Origin of the sequence: Fulvimarina pelagi HTCC2506 (assembly GCF_000153705.1) — a bacterium.
GTDB lineage: Bacteria > Pseudomonadota > Alphaproteobacteria > Rhizobiales > Rhizobiaceae > Fulvimarina > Fulvimarina pelagi.
Genome location: NZ_DS022272.1, coordinates 2,949,968 through 2,967,901 on the forward strand (window position 1 = coordinate 2,949,968; position 17,934 = coordinate 2,967,901).

Sequence of the window (17,934 nt, forward strand, 5' to 3'; positions counted from 1 at the left end):
CGACATTCGCGGCTGAAAATGGAAAATCCGACTAAAACCGAAAGCGATTTTGGTTCGTAAATACCTACTGGATTAGTATGTTATTACGATAGGATCGCTCCATCGCGGCGGATGGAGTTTTATGTGACCGAGTTTCTCCTTTTCCTCCTTGTCGGCGGACTTGCCCAGCTTGTCGACGGTGCGCTTGGGATGGCCTACGGAGTCGTCTCTTCGACGGTCCTGATCTCTTTCGGAGTCGCGCCGGCTACGGCCTCGGCCTCGGTCCACACAGCTGAGCTTTTCACCACGGCCGCCTCCGGAACGGCTCACGCCCTCAACCGCAATATCGACTGGAAGCTGTTCTGGCGGCTGGTCCCGTTCGGCGTCCTCGGTGGCGTGGTCGGAACCTATGTGCTGACCAGCTTTTCAGGTTCGGTCGCAAAGCCCTATGTCGCGACATATCTCGCGATCATCGGCGTTTATCTCGTTGTCCGCTCCTTTCGAAAGATTCCCTCCAAACCCGTTCCGGGTCGCGTCGTGCCACCGCTCGCGCTGACCGGCGGATTTCTCGACAGCGTCGGTGGCGGCGGTTGGGGTCCAGTTGTCGCGACCGGCCTCCTTGGTGCGGGCGGCGCGCCGCGCTACGTGATCGGCACTGTGAATACGGCGGAGTTCGTCGTCACCCTCGCGGTTTCGCTGAGCTTCCTCTTCGCGCTTCTGACCGGCCATTGGGAAGAAGCAGGCGACCTTGCTTCACATGGTCTTGCGATCCTCGGCCTCATCGTCGGCGGCATTATTGCGGCGCCCTTCGCCGGTTTCGTCGTCCGACGGCTCGCCGAACGGATCCTGTTGCGGCTCGTCGGCGGTCTCATCACCATTCTGGGCGTGATCCAGGCTGTTCAGCTACTTGGTTGAGGTCTTTACAAGCGTGCCTGATCGGAGGTTTCAACTCTCCGATCCCGCTACCTAAAATTGATCCCGCCTCACCGCGCCGTTCGCCACTCAGATCACCGAAACTGCACTGGCAGCAAGCGTTAACCCTTTGTTAACCGGGGTTTCGCGCAAGCTTCCCGACGCATGGTCCGCCCGAGGTAACCAATTCTTAAGCGTCAATGCGGGGGTGCGTCATGGCCGGTCTTCTGGGCGGACAGGCACAACAGATCGTCTCCAACCTCTCACAGCTCGGTCCGAAGAAGTTGGGCGCGCTCGGCATCGTCGGACTTCTGGTCGTCGTGCTCGTGGGCCTCGGCAGCTATTTCCTCTCGCGGGCCGACATGGAGACCCTCTATTCCGGGCTCGACCGGCAGGACGTCACCCGCATAGGCGCCGCCCTCACCGAGGCCGGCATCCCGTTCGACGTCACTGCCGAAGGCGATGCCGTGCAGACGCCGTTCTCGCAGACCGGCGAGGCGCGTATGCTGCTTGCCGAAAAAGGCCTGCCGCGTTCGGAAAATGCCGGCTACGAACTCTTCGACAATATCGGCTCGATCGGCCTCACCTCATTCATGCAGGAGGTGACGCGCGTCCGCGCCCTGGAAGGCGAGATCGCCCGCACGATCCAGACCCTTGCAAACATTCGGGCCGCACGGGTTCATGTCGTGCTCGCCGACGAGGGCTCGTTCCGCCGGGAGCGACGCAAGCCTTCGGCGAGCGTCGTCATTCGCACCGACGGTTCGGAGGATTTCGGATCCGCTTCCGCAATCCGCTCGCTCGTCGCTGCTGCCATCCCCGGCATGACCCCACAAGAGGTCACGGTCCTCAATTCCGACGGCACGCTTCTGGCGTCCGGCGAGGAAGGCGTCTCCTCCGCGCCCAGCAAGCTCTTCGGCATCGAGAAGATCATGTCCGGCAGCGTCGAGGAATCGATCCGCCGCACGCTGGCGCCCTATCTCGGCGTTGGCAACTTCCAGACCTCGGTGACTGCGAGCCTCAACACCGATCGCCAGCAGATCTCGGAGCGCATCTTCGATCCTGAAAGCCGTGTCGAGCGCTCTGTGCGTTCCATGAAGGAGATGGATCAGAGCCAGAACACCACCCAGAATGAAGCGGTGGGCATCGAACAGGACATCCAGGCGGCCGACGAGGTGGAGGGCGCGCCCGGCGGCGAGAGCTCGTCGGACGAGAAAGAGCGCCGCGAAGAGCTGACGAATTACGAAATCAACGAAAAGACCATCCAGACAACATCTGAAGGTTACGAAGTTGAGAAGCTCTCGATCGCGGTCGTGATCAACCGACAGCGCCTTGCCGCTGCGATCGGAGAGAATGCGACCGACACCGACATCGACGCACGGATCGCCGAAATCGAATCCCTCGTCGCGTCGGCATCGGGCTATTCCGAGGCGCGCGGCGATCAGTTGAAGGTGACGGCCGTCGATTTCGTCGACGCCGCGGGCAGCCTCGAACCTATCCCGGGGCCGGGCTTCAGCGAGATGTTCATGCGCCAGTCGGGCACGCTCATCAACGCCTTGACGATCCTCGTGGTGGCGGTCCTCGTCATCTGGTTCGGTCTCAAGCCGGCGATCCGCGCCCTTGCCGCACCGGAACCTGCAGAAAGCGAAGCCGACAACGACAATTCGATCGAAACCTTGCAGCGCGTCGGCGAAGGCATGGAGTCAGGTTCGGTGGGTAGCCTCGCACCAGCGAACGGCACGCAAGGCTTCGTCGAGGATCTGTCGGGGGCGGCTCGCTCGCCTCAGGCACGTCTGGAAGCGCTTGTGGACATCGACGAAAACCAGGCTGCCAATGTTCTCAAGCAATGGCTCAAGCAGAAAGAGGCCGCATAAATCATGATCCCTCTCGCACAATATCTCAATGAGCGCGACGGCGATGGCGGCTTCCAGAGCTTCGCCCCGAAGCGGCAGACGCGAGGCGGCAAGCGGCCCGGCGATTTCAGCGCAGTCGGCAATGACCGGGCGGTTCAACAGACGAGGCCCGAGACCTTCGAGGGGTTCGCTGGCAGCGAGGATGGAGTCGATACGGCCGAGCTGTTCAAGGAAATGGAAAGCGAGCTTCGTAGTCGGGCAGCGCCGCAGCAACCGACGAAGGACGCGCGCGCGCTGCAGGACGATCTGAGAAGCAAAGCAAGCCGGCTCAACGCATCGAAGGCTCTCGAAGCTGCGCGCAAGGCTGCCTACGATGAAGGCCGCTCCGAAGCGCTCGCGGAGGCCGAGGCCGACCGTGAGGCAGCGATCGAGGCCGCCGTCGAAGAGGAGCGCACTGCCGCCGAAGAGCGGCAGAAATCGGCGATCGAAGCAGCCCGTGCCGAATGGGCGGAGGCCGAGGGCGAACGCCTCGCCGCCGCACTCGCCGATCAAACGGCACGCTTGAGCGAAGCGATGCGCAAGACGCTTTCAAGCATTCTGAAACCGCTCGCAATCAACACGCGTCAGCGGCAGAGCATCGACGAACTCGTCCAGTCGATCGGCATGTTGTCTTTCGACGGGAAGGCGATCTCAGTGAAGGCAAGCGGGCCCGCCGATCTTCTGGATCGACTTGAGACCGCTCTTGGTGATCGCGCCGCGCATGTCACCTTCCATCCGTCCGACGATAGATCCGAGGTCAAGATCGAAATCGGCCAGACCGTCCTGCAGTCGCGCCTCGGCGAATGGCGCTCGGCGTTGGAGACGGCGCTGTCATGAGCGAAGCAGGCCACCGCGACCACCAAGAAATCATCGTCGTGCGCCGCCGCGGCGGTGGGCACGACGAGCATCACGGCGGTGTATGGAAGATCGCGTTTGCCGATTTCATGACGGCGATGATGGCGTTTTTCCTCGTGATGTGGCTGACGAATTCCACCGACGAGGCGACCCGAACCCAGGTCGCGCAATATTTCAATCCGATCCAGCTTACAGATTCAACGCCGGCCTCGAAGGGACTTAAGGAGCGTCAGGCTCAGTCGGAGGTGGAAGACGAAAATCAGGGTCTCGTCGAAGAGGAGATCGTCGGCAAGTCCGGCGGCCAGCCGCTTGCGGGCGACGAGACCGGCGGTGAGGAACAGGCACTGTTCCGCGACCCTTATGCCGTCCTAGCCGAAATCGCGGCCAATTCCGTCTCGACCGGTTCGGGCGATAACGAGGGTGAGCCGGACGGGACCGGCCTCACCGGCCTTAACGGCGGCGATGCTTATCGCGACCCGTTCGATCCCCAGTCATGGCAGCTCTCGCCGAACATGCGCGAGAGCGGCGGCGAACTCGACGATCTGCCTCCCGCAGAATTCAAGACTGCCGTCCTGCCGCCGGAAGGCACCGAGGCGAGCGAAACCGAGTCCAGTGCCGAAGAAACTGGCGAGACGACCGTTGCCGCGAAGGCCGCGACGGGCGCCGAGACAGATCTGGAAACGGAAGCTGAGACTGCCGAGGCCGCGGCGACGAGCCGGACAGCCGATCTCAAGAGCGATATCGAGGCCGAACTTGCCGATATGGGTGAAGGCGTGCCCTCCCAGGTCGAAGTCTCTGAAGGGGAAGGCGGTCTGATGATCTCGCTCGCCGACGACTTCGACTCGGGCATGTTTTCGGTGGGTTCGGCCAAGCCGAACGGCGCGGCCGTCCAGATGATGGAGAAGATCGCCAATGTTCTGAAAACTCGGAACGGCAGGATCATCATCCGAGGCCACACCGACGCGCGGCCGTTCACCAGCGAGAATTACGACAACTGGCGGCTTTCGACCGCGCGCGCCCATATGGCCTATTACATGCTTACCCGGGGCGGCCTCGGCGCCGAAAGGGTAGAGTCGATCGAAGGCTTTGCCGATCGCCAGCCGAAGGATGCGGAAAACCCCGAAGCCGACATCAACCGTCGCATCGAAATTCTTCTCGTCGAGGATGCCTGACGTGGTGCATGCAGGTGTCCGCTTGCTCCTTGTCAGCAGTTGCCTCGCGCTAGCCGGGGCCGGGGCGGCGCTGTCAGCTGAAGCAGCCCGTCAAAACGTTTCGGACGAGGTTCGCGCTGCTGCGGAAGCCGCTCGCGGCGAAGAGAGCCAGACGGACGCAATCGGTGAGGGGCATCCTGGCGAAGCCGCCCATCCGGCAGCCGGCCATGAAGAAAATGCAGGCGACGAAAGCGATCACGCAGGCGATCCGCCAGAAGAAGAGCATGCGGGCGCGATCTGGCAGACTGAACGCGAGCCGATGCCCTTCGAGGTCATCCGGTCCCTGCAATATCTCCAGGATCAAGCCGCCCGCGGCAACAAGGCCGCATTGCAGGTTCAGCGCCGATTGCTGCGTCGCTTTGGCCCTTCGCTCTCTGCGCGGTCCTCGGACGTGTGGACCGATAAGCGCAATGTCCGCGCGGTGGTCCTCTTTGTCCTGTCCGGCGGTCCTTCCGCGCCGCTTTCGGAGCTTTATCGCGCAGGCGTTTTCGAAGAAAAGCACCGGCCGCTGATCGAAGGCGTGCTGGCCTATGCGGACAACCGCATGGACGAGGCGGAAGCCAAGCTCTCGACGATCGATCTTTCTCGCGAGGAGACGATCTTTGCCGCGCAGGTCCGCCTCGCGCTCGCCCAGCTCCGCGAGGCCGAGGATCCCGCCGGCTCGCTGATGCTCCTGGAACAGGTGATGCTGGCCGCCCCCGGCACATTGCTTGACGAAGCGGCACTTCGGCTTGGGGTGCTCCTTGCCGAAAATGCCGGCGAGACCGAGAAGGCGGACCGGTACGCCCGGCAATATTTCGACCGCTATGCGGCATCGGTCTATGCCGGCAACTTCCGCACGCGCTTCTCCGCCGTCTATTCCGACAGGCCGAAGGGCAGCGAGGAAGCAACGCTCGATACCCTCGCGGGCACATTGCGTCTTCTCCCCGACGATCAGAAGCTCGCGATGTATCTTTCCGTCGCCCGGCGCGCCCTGGTGGGCGGCAATCTGGAACTTGCGGCCGAGGCCTCACGGGAAGCGCTGACCATCGAAGCGGCCGATCCCGCCGACCGTCAGCGCGCGCTCCTCTACGAGGTCGCCTCGACTCTTTCGGCACTCGATGAAGGCGAGATCCTCGCGACGCTCGGCGCCATAGAGGACGAGCAGCTTCACCCCTCCGACCTCGCGCTGAAGGAAGCCGCGCTCGATGTCGTCGACGCGATCCGCGAACCGGCGGAGATTTCAGCCTCGGCTGGCAATACCGATCCCGCACTCGACAACCAGACGCTGAAACGCGCCGCCTCCCTTATCGATGCCGTCGAAAGAGATCTGGAGAACTTCGCCCCATGAGCGCGCTCATTTCTTCTTCGCTGCTCGAAAGCACCAGCCTCACCAAGCGCGCGGGGACAACACCACGCGGCAAAGAGGAACAGACCGGTTTCGACCTTCTCCTGAAGGGCGGGCCGGGCCGCAAGCCGGGTGGGTCGAGCGAAGGTGAAGACCGTTCGGCGCGCGCCATCGCGGCAAGCGACGTCTCTGGCACGGCGGAAGACGCCAGCCCCGAAACAGTTGAGCCGCAACGTGGGAAGAGTGCGAGCCCTCTCGGTCGCCTCAGCTTCGAGCGCACGCTTCTCACGGCTCGCAACGATCAGGAACAAGCCACCGCGAACGAAACGAAAGACGCAATGTCCGCAGACTTCGAGATCACCGGCAAAAAGAAGAGCAACGCGCCGGTAGCTAAGGAAAAGACGGCCGGTAGGCGCGACGGCGGCGAGGAACAGCTTGGTGGCGGCTTTGACGCAGAGCTCGGCGCGGAGGGCAAGCCTGCCGAGGCGATCCAGCCGGGACGGGATACTCCCACGGTGTTGCCGCCGCAGACTTCATCGCGAGCCGAAAGCGTTCTCTCCGACCAGACTGCCGGATGGACGGCGAACGGCGAAGCAGAATTTCGCGGCAAACCGAGTTTCGAGCAGCTCCTGAACGGCTACGGAAGCAGGCTCGGGTCCGTCACAGCGGACATGAGATCGTTCCGTCTTCAGTCGCAAACGGCTCCGGGTGCGGCCGTTCCCGCATCCGAGGGCAAGGTCACCGCGAACAGCCCGCAGCTCTTCCCGACGTCCGACATGGCGGACGTTTCGATTACTCCGCATCGTATTGCTGCGTCCGTTGAGCCCGCAAAAGGCATCTCGGCCCGCGCAGACCTCGTCTCGATGCGGACCGATTTCCAGCCGGCCGGCATGGATGCCAACGGCGCGAAAGCGGCAGTCGGCGCCAATCCGCTGGCGGCCCAGAGGCTCGAAACCGCAGTCCGGACCGGCGCGGCCTCCGCTGATCTCCACGCCAACCCGACCGGCTTCGAGGCGACGGGCAACGCGAAGACGGGCGAGGCAAAAGCGGCCGATTCCAATTCGTCCTTGCCGGCATCCCGCCCCACGATGCCGGGGGCGGCAGCCGAAACTATTCCTGCTGACACCGGTCGCGACATGAAATCCGGCGCGGCTGCGGACAAATCGATCGCTGCAACCAATGAGCCGCCACTGCGCGAGCGCGGTGCCGAAACGGTGCGGCATCCCGCTGCGTCCGACAGGATTCCCATCGATAAAACCGCAAGAGCCGAAGTGAGCGGTGTGAAAGTCGAGAAGACGATCGACGCGAATGCCGATTTCGGCCGGCAGGTGGGCTCGATCATCGCCGAGAACCTGCCCCAGACCGGCAACCGCCAAGGCCCGGCACCGCAGACCGCAAGCGTCCCCCAAGCCGCCTATGAAGGCTCGTCCGAACGTGTGCGCTACCAAGCCGGCGGCGCTGCCATGAAGACGCTTCAGATCCAGCTCCAGCCAGCCCATTTTGGCACGCTCGACGTTCTAATGAAGGTCGTGAACGGCCAGATGACGCTCGATCTTTCGGTCAGTGAACCCGAGACGCTGATGCGGCTTCAGGACGACCGCGAAGGCCTGAAAGCGGCCATGGCCTCGGCCGGCTTCGACCTCGACGAGGCCCAGGTGACGATCACGCTGAGGGACAGCGGCGCTCAGCCGACACGAACAGCGGGATCGGGCTTCGACCCGTCGTCACAGGGCCGAACGGACGGCAATGCCGCGAACGGCGATACGGGTCAGTCGCGCGGCCAGGACAGCGAGCGCGGCAATCGTTCGAACGGTCGTCAGTCATCGCAGGAGCATGCGGGTCCCAATCAAGGCCACGGGCTGGAGCGCGGTCGCCGGAGCGGTTCCGACCTCTATCTCTGACGGTTCGCCATTGCCCTCAGGCGAAGTGCTTCGACAGCTTGAGGCCCTGCGCCTGGTAATTGCTCTTGAGGTCCGCGCCGTAGAGCCGGTCCGGCAGCGAGGCCATGTGCTCGTAGACAAGGCGGCCAACGATCTGGCCGTCCTCCAGAATGAACGGCACCTCGTGGCTGCGCACCTCCAGCACCGCCCGCGAGCCCGAACCGCCCGCCGCATCGTGCCCGAAGCCCGGATCGAAGAAGCCGGCATAGTGGACGCGGAATTCGCCTACCAATGGATCAAACGGCGTCATCTCGGCGGCATAGGCGGGCGGCACGTGGACGCTTTCCTTGGAGACGAGGATGTAGAACTCGTCAGGATCGAGCACGAGCTCCCCCCGGCCCTGCCGATAGAGCGGCTCCCAGAAGTCCGCGACAGCGTTCGTCCCGCGTTTGTCGACGTCGACGACACCGGTGTGGCGCTTGCCGCGATAGCCGACGAGATCGTCGGCATTCCCCATCAGGTCGATCGAGAGCGCGATGCCGCCGCCGGTGATGTTGGCGGCGGTATCGGAGGTTAGCCGATGTTCGCCGTGCAGCGCTTCGAGATCTGCGCCGGACAGCGTCGGCTCGCCCCGCCGGAAGCGGATCTGCGAAAGCCGCGAGCCCTGCCTCACGAGGACCGGAAAGGTGCGCGGCGAGATTTCGAGATAGAGCGGCCCGTCATAGCCGGCCGCCACCTTGTCGAACTCCCGGCCGCGATCGGTGAGGACGCGCGTAAAAATGTCGAGCCGGCCGGTCGAGGATTTCGGGTTCGCGGTCGCGCGGACATCATCGGGCAGCCGCAGCTTTTCCTGAAGCGGCACGATGTAGACGCATCCGGTCTCGAGAACTGCGCCGTCTTCCAGCGAGAATTCGTGCAGCGAGAACCGCTTCAGCTTGTCCTCGACCGTGCGCTCGATTCCCGGCAGAAAGCTCGCCCGCACGCGGTAGGCACGGTCCCCGAGCCTCAGATCGAGCGAAGCTGGCTGGATCTGGTCCTCGTCTCGAGCGCGCGGGATCGCAATCGACCCAGTCTCGAATAATTCGGCGATGTCGCGATCGGGCAGAATGCCGCCTTGAGGTTTCGCCTGCTCGTTCGCCACCGCCAGCCTCGTTCCGCTGCTTTGAGTCGTCTCAAGCCTGAACGCCTCGCGCATCCGGCCATTTCGATGAGAATTGACGCTTAGACGAAATCGGCGTATGCGCAAAGGACAGTGGTGATTTGGCCGGCCGGCTTGCAGCCACGTTAAACAACTCGCTAAAGGGCCGATCCGATCGTGGACCGTCAGGGGTCCTTTTCGAACCGGCTTTCCAGCGATCTTCGCCAGGCCGGTTTTTTCGTGTCGGGAGTTCGAACGACCATGCTGAAGCGCGACGACAATAGACGAGGCTGGCGGCCCGCCACGGAACTCGTGCACGGCGGGACGATGCGGTCCAATTTCGGCGAAGTCTCCGAGGCGATGTTCCTCACGCAAGGCTATGTCTACGCCACCGCCGAACAGGCCGAGGCTCGCTTCAAGGGCGAAGAGCCGGGCTTCATCTATTCGCGCTATTCCAACCCGACGACCCGCATGTTCGAGGAGCGCATGATGCTGCTCGAAGGGGCCGAGGACGCCCGCTCCACGGCCTCGGGCATGGCGGCTGTCTCGACCGCGCTGCAATGCCAGCTTCAGGCCGGCGATCACGTGGTTTCGGCCCGCGCCCTCTTCGGTTCCTGCCGTTATGTGGTGGAGACCGTGCTCGGCCGCATGGGCGTCACCTCCACCTTCGTCGACGGGCGCAATCTCGACGAATGGCAGGCGGCGGTGCGGCCGAACACCAAGGTCTTCTTCATGGAGACGCCGACCAACCCAACGCTCGAACTGATCGACATCGCAGCCGTCGCCGAGATCGCCCATCAGGCAGGCGCGCGGCTCGTCGTCGACAACGTGTTCGCGACCCCGCTCTTCCAGCACCCGCTTGAACTCGGCGCGGACGTCGTCGTCTATTCGGCGACCAAGCATATCGACGGCCAGGGCCGCTGCCTCGGCGGTGTCGTCCTCTCCTCGAAGGACTGGATCGACGAAAACCTGCACGACTACTATCGCCACACCGGGCCGGCGATGTCGCCGTTCAACGCCTGGACGCTGCTAAAGGGCCTCGAAACACTGCCATTGCGCGTGAAGCAGGCGACGGCTTCTGCCGCCCGAATCGCCGATTATCTCGCCGATCATCCGAAGATCGCCCGCGTCTTCTATCCCGGCCGCGACGACCATCCGGATGCGGCGGTCGCGAAGAAGCAGATGACCGGCGGTTCCACCCTGATCGCGTTCGAGATGAAGGGGGGCAAAAGGGAAGCCTTCGCCTTTGCCAACGGCCTCGAACTCGTCCTTCTCACCAACAATCTCGGCGACGCCAAGACCCTGACGACCCATCCGGCGACCACCACCCACAAGAACCTCAGCCAGGAGGCCCGCGACCAGCTCGGCATCTCCGACGGCCTGATGCGCCTCTCGGTCGGCATCGAGGATACGGACGATATTCTCGAGGATATTGAAGGAGCGCTGAAAAGAGTATGAGCCGCCAGTAAGGAGCGCTCTCGAACTCTCCGTTTCTCACCTTGCCGTCGCTCGCATTGGCGTGACATGCCGGCCCGCATACGAACCTCGCCGAGCCGCCATGTCTCTCCTCACCATCGCCCTCCTCTTCCTTTCGGGACTGCTTGCAGGAGCCATCAACGCCGTTGCAGGAGGTGGGACGTTCATCTCCTTCGGCGCGTTCTCGCTCATCGGCATGCCGCCGGTGGTGGCGAACGCCTCCTCGGCGATCGCCCAGCTGCCGGGCTATCTCACCTCGACGCTGCCCTATCGAAAGGACATCGCGAAGCTCTGGCGTGGGCTCGTGCTCCTCGCCATCGCCTCGATCCTCGGCTCGGTCATCGGTGCGATGATCCTTCTCTGGCTCGACAACGACCGTTTCCGCGTGATGGTGCCCTGGCTGCTACTCGCTGCGACCGCGCTGTTCGCGGCAGGCCCCTGGCTGAGGCCGCGCCGGGAGCACGAAGAGGCTGCGGCGAAAGGCAGGACCTATGCGAGCCCGATCGTCCAGTTCCTCGGCTCGATCTATGGCGGTTTCTTTGGCGCTGGCATGGGAATCATGATGCTGGCAACGCTGGGACTGACCGAGAGCGGCGACTATCACCGCCTCAACGCCATCAAGAATGTCCTTTCCAACGTCATCGCCGTCGTCGCGATCGTGGTCTTCGTCTCGGGCGGGGTCGTGGACTGGCCGGGGGCCCTCGCGATGGTGCCTGGCATCGCGCTCGGCGGTTATTTCGGCGTCCGGATCGCCCAGCGCGTACCGCAGATCGCCGTCAGGATCTTCGTCATCGGCTTCGGGATCTTCCTCGCGGGCTATTACTTCGTCACCGGCTGACAAAGAGACGAACGCCATCGCAGACGGTTGCAGACTTGCCGTCCCGCCTATGTTCTGATGACGCGTCAAAACGCGCTTCGATGCGCGAAGGCCGAGACGTCGATCGGCGGGAGGAGGACTGCAGATGACCACGAAATTGTCGCTTCAAACCCTGAACGACCTTCCCGCAAATGTCGCCAGGCCGTCCTATAGCCGAGTCGATTTGAAGCCCGGCATCCTCCATATCGGCGTCGGCAATTTCCACCGCGCCCACCAGCAGGTCTATCTCGACCGCCTGTTCGAGACCGGCCGCGATCTCGACTGGGCCTTTGTCGGCGCGGGCCTCATGCCCTTCGACGCCAAGGTGCGCGACACTTTGAAGGCGCAGGACTATCTCGCTACCGTCGTCGCCCAGGAGGCGGAAAGCTCCACCGCCCGCGTCACCGGCGCAATGGTCGACTTCGTCGAGCCAGGGGACCCCGAAAAGATCGTCGAGCGCCTCGCCGATCCGGCCATCCGCATCGTCTCGCTCACGGTCACCGAAGGCGGCTATTTCGTCGATCCCTCGACCGGCGAGTTCGATCCGACGAACCCTAAGATTGTCGCTGACGCAAACAATCTCGACGCGCCGCAGACCGTCTTCGGCGTCATCCTGAAAGCGCTCAAAAATCGGCGAGACGCGGGCCAAAAACCCTTCACGGTGATGAGCTGCGACAACCTTCCCCACAACGGGCGCGTCGCGCGGGACGCCGTCATGGGCCTTGCCAAGGAAGCCGATCCGGAATTCGCCGCCTGGGTGGGCGAGAACGTCGCCTTTCCGAACGGCATGGTCGACCGCATTACCCCAGCGACCGGCGACCGGGAACGGCGCATCGTGCGCGACGACTTCGGAGTTGCCGACGAGTGGCCGGTCTTCTGCGAGGACTACATCCAGTGGGTTCTGGAGGACAAGTTCACCGCCGGCCGTCCGGCGCTCGATCAGGTGGGCGTCCAGTTCGTGCCGGACGTCTCGCCATACGAGACCATGAAGATTCGCATCCTCAACGGCGGCCACGCGATCATCGCCTATCCGTCGGGGCTCATGGACATCGAATTCGCTCATGAGGCGATGGAGAACGATCTCGTCTCGCGCTTTCTGAAGAAGGTCGAGACCGAGGAGGTGATCCCCATCGTGCCGCCGGTGCCGGACACCAGCCTCGACGATTATTTCGCGCTGATCCAGAGGCGCTTCGCCAATCCGAAGATCGCCGACACGATCCGTCGGCTCTGCCTCGACGGCTCGAACCGCCAGCCGAAATTCATCATCCCCTCGATCAAGGACAATATTGCCAAGGGCCGCGACGTTACGGGCCTCGCCCTCGAAAGCGCCCTGTGGTGCCGCTACTGCCTCGGCGAGACCGACAGCGGCAAGACGATCGAGGACAACGATCCGAGCTGGGACCGGCTGACCAAACAGGCGAAGGCCGCCAAGGAAAACCCGTCCGCCTGGCTGGAGATGACCGACATCTACGGCTCGCTGAAGGACGAACCCCGCTTCGCCGAGCCCTTCGGGAACTGGCTCAGGATGCTCTACGAGAAAGGCACGAAGGCAGCGCTCGAAAGCTATCTCGCTTAGAATTCAGGCAACCAACCGCTTGTCATCGAACTGGCCAGTCGTAGCTCCGGAAACGTCGAACCACGGACGTTTCGAGGCGCACGCATCATGATCGATCTCTATTACTGGCCGGACATTCCCGGCCGGGGCGAATATGTCCGGCTGGTGCTCGAAGCCGGTGGCTTGAAATATCGCGATGTCGTTCGCCTGCCCGAGGCGGAGGGCGGCGGCATGCCGGCGATGGTCGCCTTCCTCGAAGGCCGCAAGGGCTATCCGATCCCCTTTGCCCCGCCCTTCATCGTCGACGACGGTATCCTCGTCTCCCAGACTGCGCTCTGCTGCGCTCATGTCGCCGCCCAATGCGGTCTTGCGCCGGAAGCCGAGGCCGATCGCGCCTTCGCCCTCTCCGTCGCGGTGACGACGGCCGACTTTGCGGCCGAGGCCCACGACACCCACCACCCGATCAGCGTTTCGCTCTACTACGAGGACCAGAAGCCGGAAGCGATGCGCCGGGCGGAGGATTTCAGGAACAACCGCATCCCGAAATTCCTCGCCTGGTACGAGAATCTCATCGAGAACAATCCCACGGATTCCGGCTGGCTCGTCGGCGACAGGATGACCTACGCCGATCTCGGCCTCTTCCATACCTGCCGCGGCCTCGCCTACGCATTCCCAAACGCCATGGGGGAAGCATCGCAGGCGGCACCCAAGGTGCAGGAGCTATGCCGCACCATCGCAAAGCTCCCGAAGGTGATCGCCTATCAGGGCAGCGATCGTGCGCTCCGCTTCAGCACGGACGGCCTCTTCCGGCGCTACCCGGAACTCGATCCGGCAAGCGGCGGGCAATGAGCGAATGAATAACCCCGGCCGCTATGCGACCGGGGCTGCGTCATGTCTGTTTCGACTGATCGGGATCAGCGCGCGGCGTCGATCTGCGAGCCGAGATAGGCGATGGCCTGCTGGTAGACCGGGGCCGCGTTCCAGCCCTGGATCCCGCGATAGCCGGCCTGGCCCTGCTGATAATTCTGCGTCATCCCATGCGAGCGCAGGAAGTTCGCAGTCGAGTAGAGAGCGTCGCGGCTGCTGGCAAGATCGACCCGGCCGTTGCCGTCGGCATCAACGCCGTAGCGCAGAATGTTGGCGGCTAGGAACTGGGTGTGACCGTATTCGCCATGGCCCGCGCCGCGCGAGTTCGGAGACAGGCCGCCACGATCGACCAGCTGCAGGGCTGCGATCAGGTGCGGTTTGAAGAAGTCAGTCCGCCGGCAGTCATAGGCGATCGTCGCGGCCGAGGAGACCACGTTCTCGCCGCCCATAAAACCACCGAAACCGGTTTCCATGCCCCAGATGGCAAGGATCGGTCCTGGCGGCACGCCGTAGCGGCGCTCGATGTCCTGAAACATGCCACGGTTCTGCGCGAGCTTGCGCTTGCCGGTCGCGACGATCGAGGCGCCGCCGCGCTTCTTCAGGAAGGTGTCGAGGCTCATGGTGAAGGCAGAGCCTCCACGCTGCGCAGCGCGGTCGATCTGGATGGTCTTCTGGTTGTAGCGGGCGCTGGCCAAAGCCTGCAGTCCACGGCTGCCTACGCCGTTCTGCTGCGCGACGCCTGCGAATTGCTGCTTCCACTGCTCAAAGCCGCCGGGGCCGTTGCCGCACTGCTGCGCATAAGCGGAAGTCGCGCCGAGCGAAAGGGCGGCAGCAATGCCCAGTCCCTTCAGCATGGTCTTGAATGAAGTCATTTACAGATCCTTGTCGGCTGGCCCGTCATGGGCGCGGTCGCAATGTCTCGGCCGGAAACAAATCGCTGACCGGCCATCTTCACTCGAACGCCTGAACGTTCATTGAATGGCGGCACACGATCGAGACCGGCAATAGGAGTTTGCAGGTCATCCTCAAGACCCGCAGCACCCGGTTTTCACCCGAAGACAACGGCAAAACGGTGACAAGCTCCAAACCTACGCAGGAAAGCTTGCTTCGACGTTGCCAAAAAGGCACCAAACTCCTTAGGCAGGCGCGCAAACCGCAACGCCACGGGCATTTTCACTTCAGTTCGTCACCCTGGCCCTGTTGTATCGCAGCAACGGCATCGGGATGACGTCGACGCTGAGGTCATATCTTTACCTGCGCGAGCGAACAAGGTTTGCGAGCGGGAGTAGAATGCCGGCGCAGTTTTGCGAAGGTGTCAGCCGCCGCCGTTCTCCTTTGTCTCAAGACCCTCCCACCAGCCGGCATAGGACGAGTTCCAGGGCGCCTTCTGCGTCTCGTCCGGCGCACCGTCGTCCCACCAGACTGGCCCGCGCTCTCCGAGGCGGCGTTTCGCGGAATTGACGGCATCCCGCGCATTGCGCTCCGCCTCGCCGCCAGCCGCCTTCTTCACGGCCCGGCGCGCCTTCATGAGATCACGAACCGCTGCCTGCCGTTCCTCTTCGGAAAGCCGCGGATCGGTCTTTCGCCAGAGCCTGCCTTTTGCGACGAAATAGCGGCCGTCGGGTGTCTCGGGGTAATCGCGATCAGTCATCGAGAGGCATCGGTAAATGGCCGAGGATGTTCAACGCCGAATGCAGGCAGGGCATCAAAAAGGCGGTCCCGAAGGGCCGCCTTCTAAATGAAATAAACGAGGCCAGATCTAAATCAGCTCGAAGCCTTGCCGCCCTTGTTCTGGCGGTTTTCGATCAAGTGATCGACGACCGACGGATCGGCGAGCGTCGAGGTATCGCCCAGTTCGTCGAGCTTGTCCTCTGCAATCTTGCGCAGGATGCGGCGCATGATCTTGCCCGAGCGGGTCTTCGGCATGTCAGGCGCGAACTGCAGAGCATCCGGCTTGGCGATCGGGCCGATCTCCGAACGGACATGCTTAATCAGCTCATCGCGCAGGTCATCGCTTGGCTCGGTGCCCTCCATGAGGGTGACATAGCAGTAGATGCCCTGGCCTTTGACATCGTGTGGGAAGCCGACGACCGCCGCCTCGGAAACCGCCTTATGGGCGACAAGCGCGCTCTCGACTTCGGCCGTACCCATGCGGTGGCCGGAGACGTTGATCACGTCGTCGACGCGGCCGGTGATCCAGATATAGCCGTCCTCGTCGCGCTTCGCGCCGTCTTCCGTAAAATAATATCCTTTGTATTGCTGGAAGTAGGTGTTCACGAAACGCTCGTGGTCCTTGTAGACTGTGCGCATCTGGCTGGGCCAGGAATCGGTGATCGCGATCACGCCTTCGACGCCATTGCCTTCCAGAACCTCGCCCGACTGGGGTTCGAGGATCACAGGCTTGACCCCGAAGAAAGGCTTGGAGGCGGCACCCGGCTTCAGCGGCGTTGCACCCGGCAGTGGCGTGATCAGGATGCCGCCCGTCTCGGTCTGCCAATAGGTGTCGACGATCGGCACGTTGGAATGGCCGACCTCTTCGTAATACCAATTCCAGGCTTCCGGATTGATCGGCTCGCCGACCGTGCCGAGGATCTTCAGCGCGGAGAGGTCATGTCCCTCGACATGCTTTCGGCCCTTACCCATGAGGGCGCGGATCGCTGTCGGCGCGGTGTAGAACTGGTTGACCTTGTGCTCCTCACAAACCTTCCAGCACCGCGAGGCATCCGGATAGGTCGGCGTCGATTCGAATACGAGCGTCGTAGCACCGTTGGCGAGCGGGCCGTAGACGATGTAGCTGTGCCCGGTGATCCAGCCGACGTCCGCAGTGCACCAATAGATGTCGCCCGGATGGTAGTCGAAAACGTACTCGTGCGTCATCGAGGTGTAGACGATGTAGCCGCCCGAAGTATGCACGACGCCCTTCGGCTTGCCGGTCGATCCGGAGGTGTAAAGGATGAAGAGCGGATCTTCCGCGTTCATCGGTTCGCAATCGCAGTCATTGCCGACCTTGCCTTCCATCTCGTGGAGCCAGAAGTCGCGGCCGTCGGTCATAGGTGTGTCGTCGCCGGTGCGCTTGACGACGAGGCATTTGACGTCGCCTTCGATGCCTTCGAAGGCCTTGTCTGTGTTCTTCTTCAGCGGCGTGGCTTTGCCGCCGCGCGGCGCATGATTCGCCGTAATGACGACCTTGGCCTCCGAGTCGTTGACGCGATCGCGCAAGGCGCCGGGCGAGAAGCCAGCGAAGACCACAGAATGGATAGCCCCTATTCGGGCGCAGGCAAGCATGGCGTAGGCCGCCTGCGGGATCATCGGCAGATAGATGACGACGCGGTCGCCCTTCTGAACACCGAGCTCTTTCAGGACGTTGGCGAACTTGCAGACGTGCTCGTGTAGCTGCTGGAAGGTGATGTGCTGTGCGTTGCCCGGCTCGTCAGCTTCCCAGAGGATAGCGGTCTTATCGCCTTTGTCCTTCAGATGCCGGTCGACACAGTTGTAGCAGACGTTGAGTTCGCCGTCCTCGAACCATTTAATCGAAACGTCGGGATACGTGTAGTTGATCGACTTGACCTTGGTCGGTTCCTTGATCCAGTCGATGCGCTTGGCGTGCTGCTTCCAGAACCCTTCCGGATCGTCGATCGACTGCTTGTACCATTCGTCATAGGTCGCCTTGTCGATCTTGGCGCGCGATTTCCACTCGTCCTTGACTTCGATCATCGTCATTCGGTTCATCCTCCCAGTTTCGAATGCTCTGCCCTTCGCACGCAGCCTCGAACGCCCGAGGAACCTCATGCGGAAGGTTCCAGTCCCGTCGGCATCCGGCGAACGTTCCCACGATGCACTTCCGCAAAGACATAAACTCTCGATGCCGTCTGGCAATCCGTCGTAAGTCGCAGCGTTCGGTCACGCCAGAGATCACGCTCCGGCACATAGGCGTGGCCGTAGTTTTCGAGGTCACCATTGCGTCGGAGCGCGATTGTCCATGCGGTCTG

Annotated in this window: 14 protein-coding genes and 1 riboswitch; of the genes, 10 read left to right on the top strand and 4 right to left on the bottom strand. The window is 62.9% G+C overall.

Translation table 11 applies throughout. The features are described from left to right. The first annotated feature begins 123 nt into the window (after positions 1-123). The 6 genes from FP2506_RS13795 (at position 124) to FP2506_RS13820 (ending at position 8,074) form a co-directional block, all read left to right on the top strand. Positions 124-894, top strand: coding sequence for a sulfite exporter TauE/SafE family protein (locus FP2506_RS13795; RefSeq protein WP_040489951.1), 771 nt, complete (start codon positions 124-126; stop codon positions 892-894). Positions 895-1,106: 212 nt separating this feature from the next. Next, complete coding sequence (gene fliF, locus FP2506_RS13800; RefSeq protein ID WP_007068147.1) at positions 1,107-2,762, top strand: flagellar basal-body MS-ring/collar protein FliF; 1,656 nt, start codon at positions 1,107-1,109, stop codon at positions 2,760-2,762. A gap of 3 nt (positions 2,763-2,765) precedes the next feature. Beyond that, a complete protein-coding gene (locus FP2506_RS13805) occupies positions 2,766-3,617 on the top strand; it encodes a hypothetical protein (RefSeq protein ID WP_007068148.1) in 852 nt (283 codons plus the stop codon). Beyond that, positions 3,614-4,807: a MotB family protein gene (locus tag FP2506_RS13810; protein WP_040489952.1), complete on the top strand. Its 1,194-nt coding sequence runs from the start codon at positions 3,614-3,616 to the stop codon at positions 4,805-4,807. Before FP2506_RS13805 ends, FP2506_RS13810 begins: the two co-directional genes overlap by 4 nt. A 1-nt stretch (position 4,808) precedes the next feature. Beyond that, on the top strand, positions 4,809-6,176 hold the full coding sequence (locus FP2506_RS13815; protein WP_148227579.1) for a hypothetical protein: 1,368 nt from the start codon (positions 4,809-4,811) through the stop codon (positions 6,174-6,176). Further along, the gene (locus FP2506_RS13820; protein WP_007068151.1) at positions 6,173-8,074 is read left to right on the top strand and encodes a flagellar hook-length control protein FliK; all 1,902 of its coding nucleotides are present in this window, start codon (positions 6,173-6,175) and stop codon (positions 8,072-8,074) included. Before FP2506_RS13815 ends, FP2506_RS13820 begins: the two co-directional genes overlap by 4 nt. Before the next feature lie 16 nt (positions 8,075-8,090). Here the strand turns inward: FP2506_RS13820 and FP2506_RS13825 are convergent, their stop codons facing one another. Then, positions 8,091-9,248 carry a 2'-deoxycytidine 5'-triphosphate deaminase gene (locus FP2506_RS13825; RefSeq protein WP_007068152.1) on the bottom strand — a complete coding sequence of 386 codons (1,158 nt, stop codon included), beginning with the start codon at positions 9,246-9,248 and terminating at the stop codon, positions 8,091-8,093. A gap of 47 nt (positions 9,249-9,295) precedes the next feature. Beyond that, positions 9,296-9,373: riboswitch (SAM riboswitch) on the top strand. 79 nt (positions 9,374-9,452) lie between these two features. Here FP2506_RS13825 and FP2506_RS13830 point away from each other — a divergent pair. The 4 genes from FP2506_RS13830 (at position 9,453) to FP2506_RS13845 (ending at position 13,927) form a co-directional block, all read left to right on the top strand. Further along, on the top strand, positions 9,453-10,649 hold the full coding sequence (locus FP2506_RS13830; protein WP_007068153.1) for an O-succinylhomoserine sulfhydrylase: 1,197 nt from the start codon (positions 9,453-9,455) through the stop codon (positions 10,647-10,649). 100 nt (positions 10,650-10,749) lie between these two features. Continuing rightward, positions 10,750-11,505 (top strand): sulfite exporter TauE/SafE family protein, encoded by a 756-nt coding sequence (locus tag FP2506_RS13835; RefSeq protein WP_007068154.1) that lies wholly within the window; start codon positions 10,750-10,752, stop codon positions 11,503-11,505. Positions 11,506-11,629: 124 nt separating this feature from the next. Beyond that, positions 11,630-13,099: a mannitol dehydrogenase family protein gene (locus tag FP2506_RS13840; RefSeq protein ID WP_007068155.1), complete on the top strand. Its 1,470-nt coding sequence runs from the start codon at positions 11,630-11,632 to the stop codon at positions 13,097-13,099. A gap of 87 nt (positions 13,100-13,186) precedes the next feature. Further along, positions 13,187-13,927, top strand: a complete 741-nt coding sequence (locus FP2506_RS13845) for a glutathione S-transferase (protein WP_007068156.1) — start codon at positions 13,187-13,189, stop codon at positions 13,925-13,927. Between the two features lie 65 nt (positions 13,928-13,992). On the opposite strand, the gene FP2506_RS13850 is transcribed toward FP2506_RS13845, so the two are convergent. The 3 genes from FP2506_RS13850 to acs form a co-directional block, all read right to left on the bottom strand. Then, complete coding sequence (locus FP2506_RS13850) at positions 13,993-14,817, bottom strand: lytic murein transglycosylase (protein ID WP_007068157.1); 825 nt, start codon at positions 14,815-14,817, stop codon at positions 13,993-13,995. Positions 14,818-15,260: 443 nt separating this feature from the next. Next, positions 15,261-15,596: a hypothetical protein gene (locus FP2506_RS13855; RefSeq protein ID WP_007068158.1), complete on the bottom strand. Its 336-nt coding sequence runs from the start codon at positions 15,594-15,596 to the stop codon at positions 15,261-15,263. A 113-nt stretch (positions 15,597-15,709) separates the two neighbouring features. After that, positions 15,710-17,674, bottom strand: a complete 1,965-nt coding sequence (gene acs, locus FP2506_RS13860; RefSeq protein WP_007068159.1) for an acetate--CoA ligase — start codon at positions 17,672-17,674, stop codon at positions 15,710-15,712. Positions 17,675-17,934 lie beyond the last annotated feature (260 nt).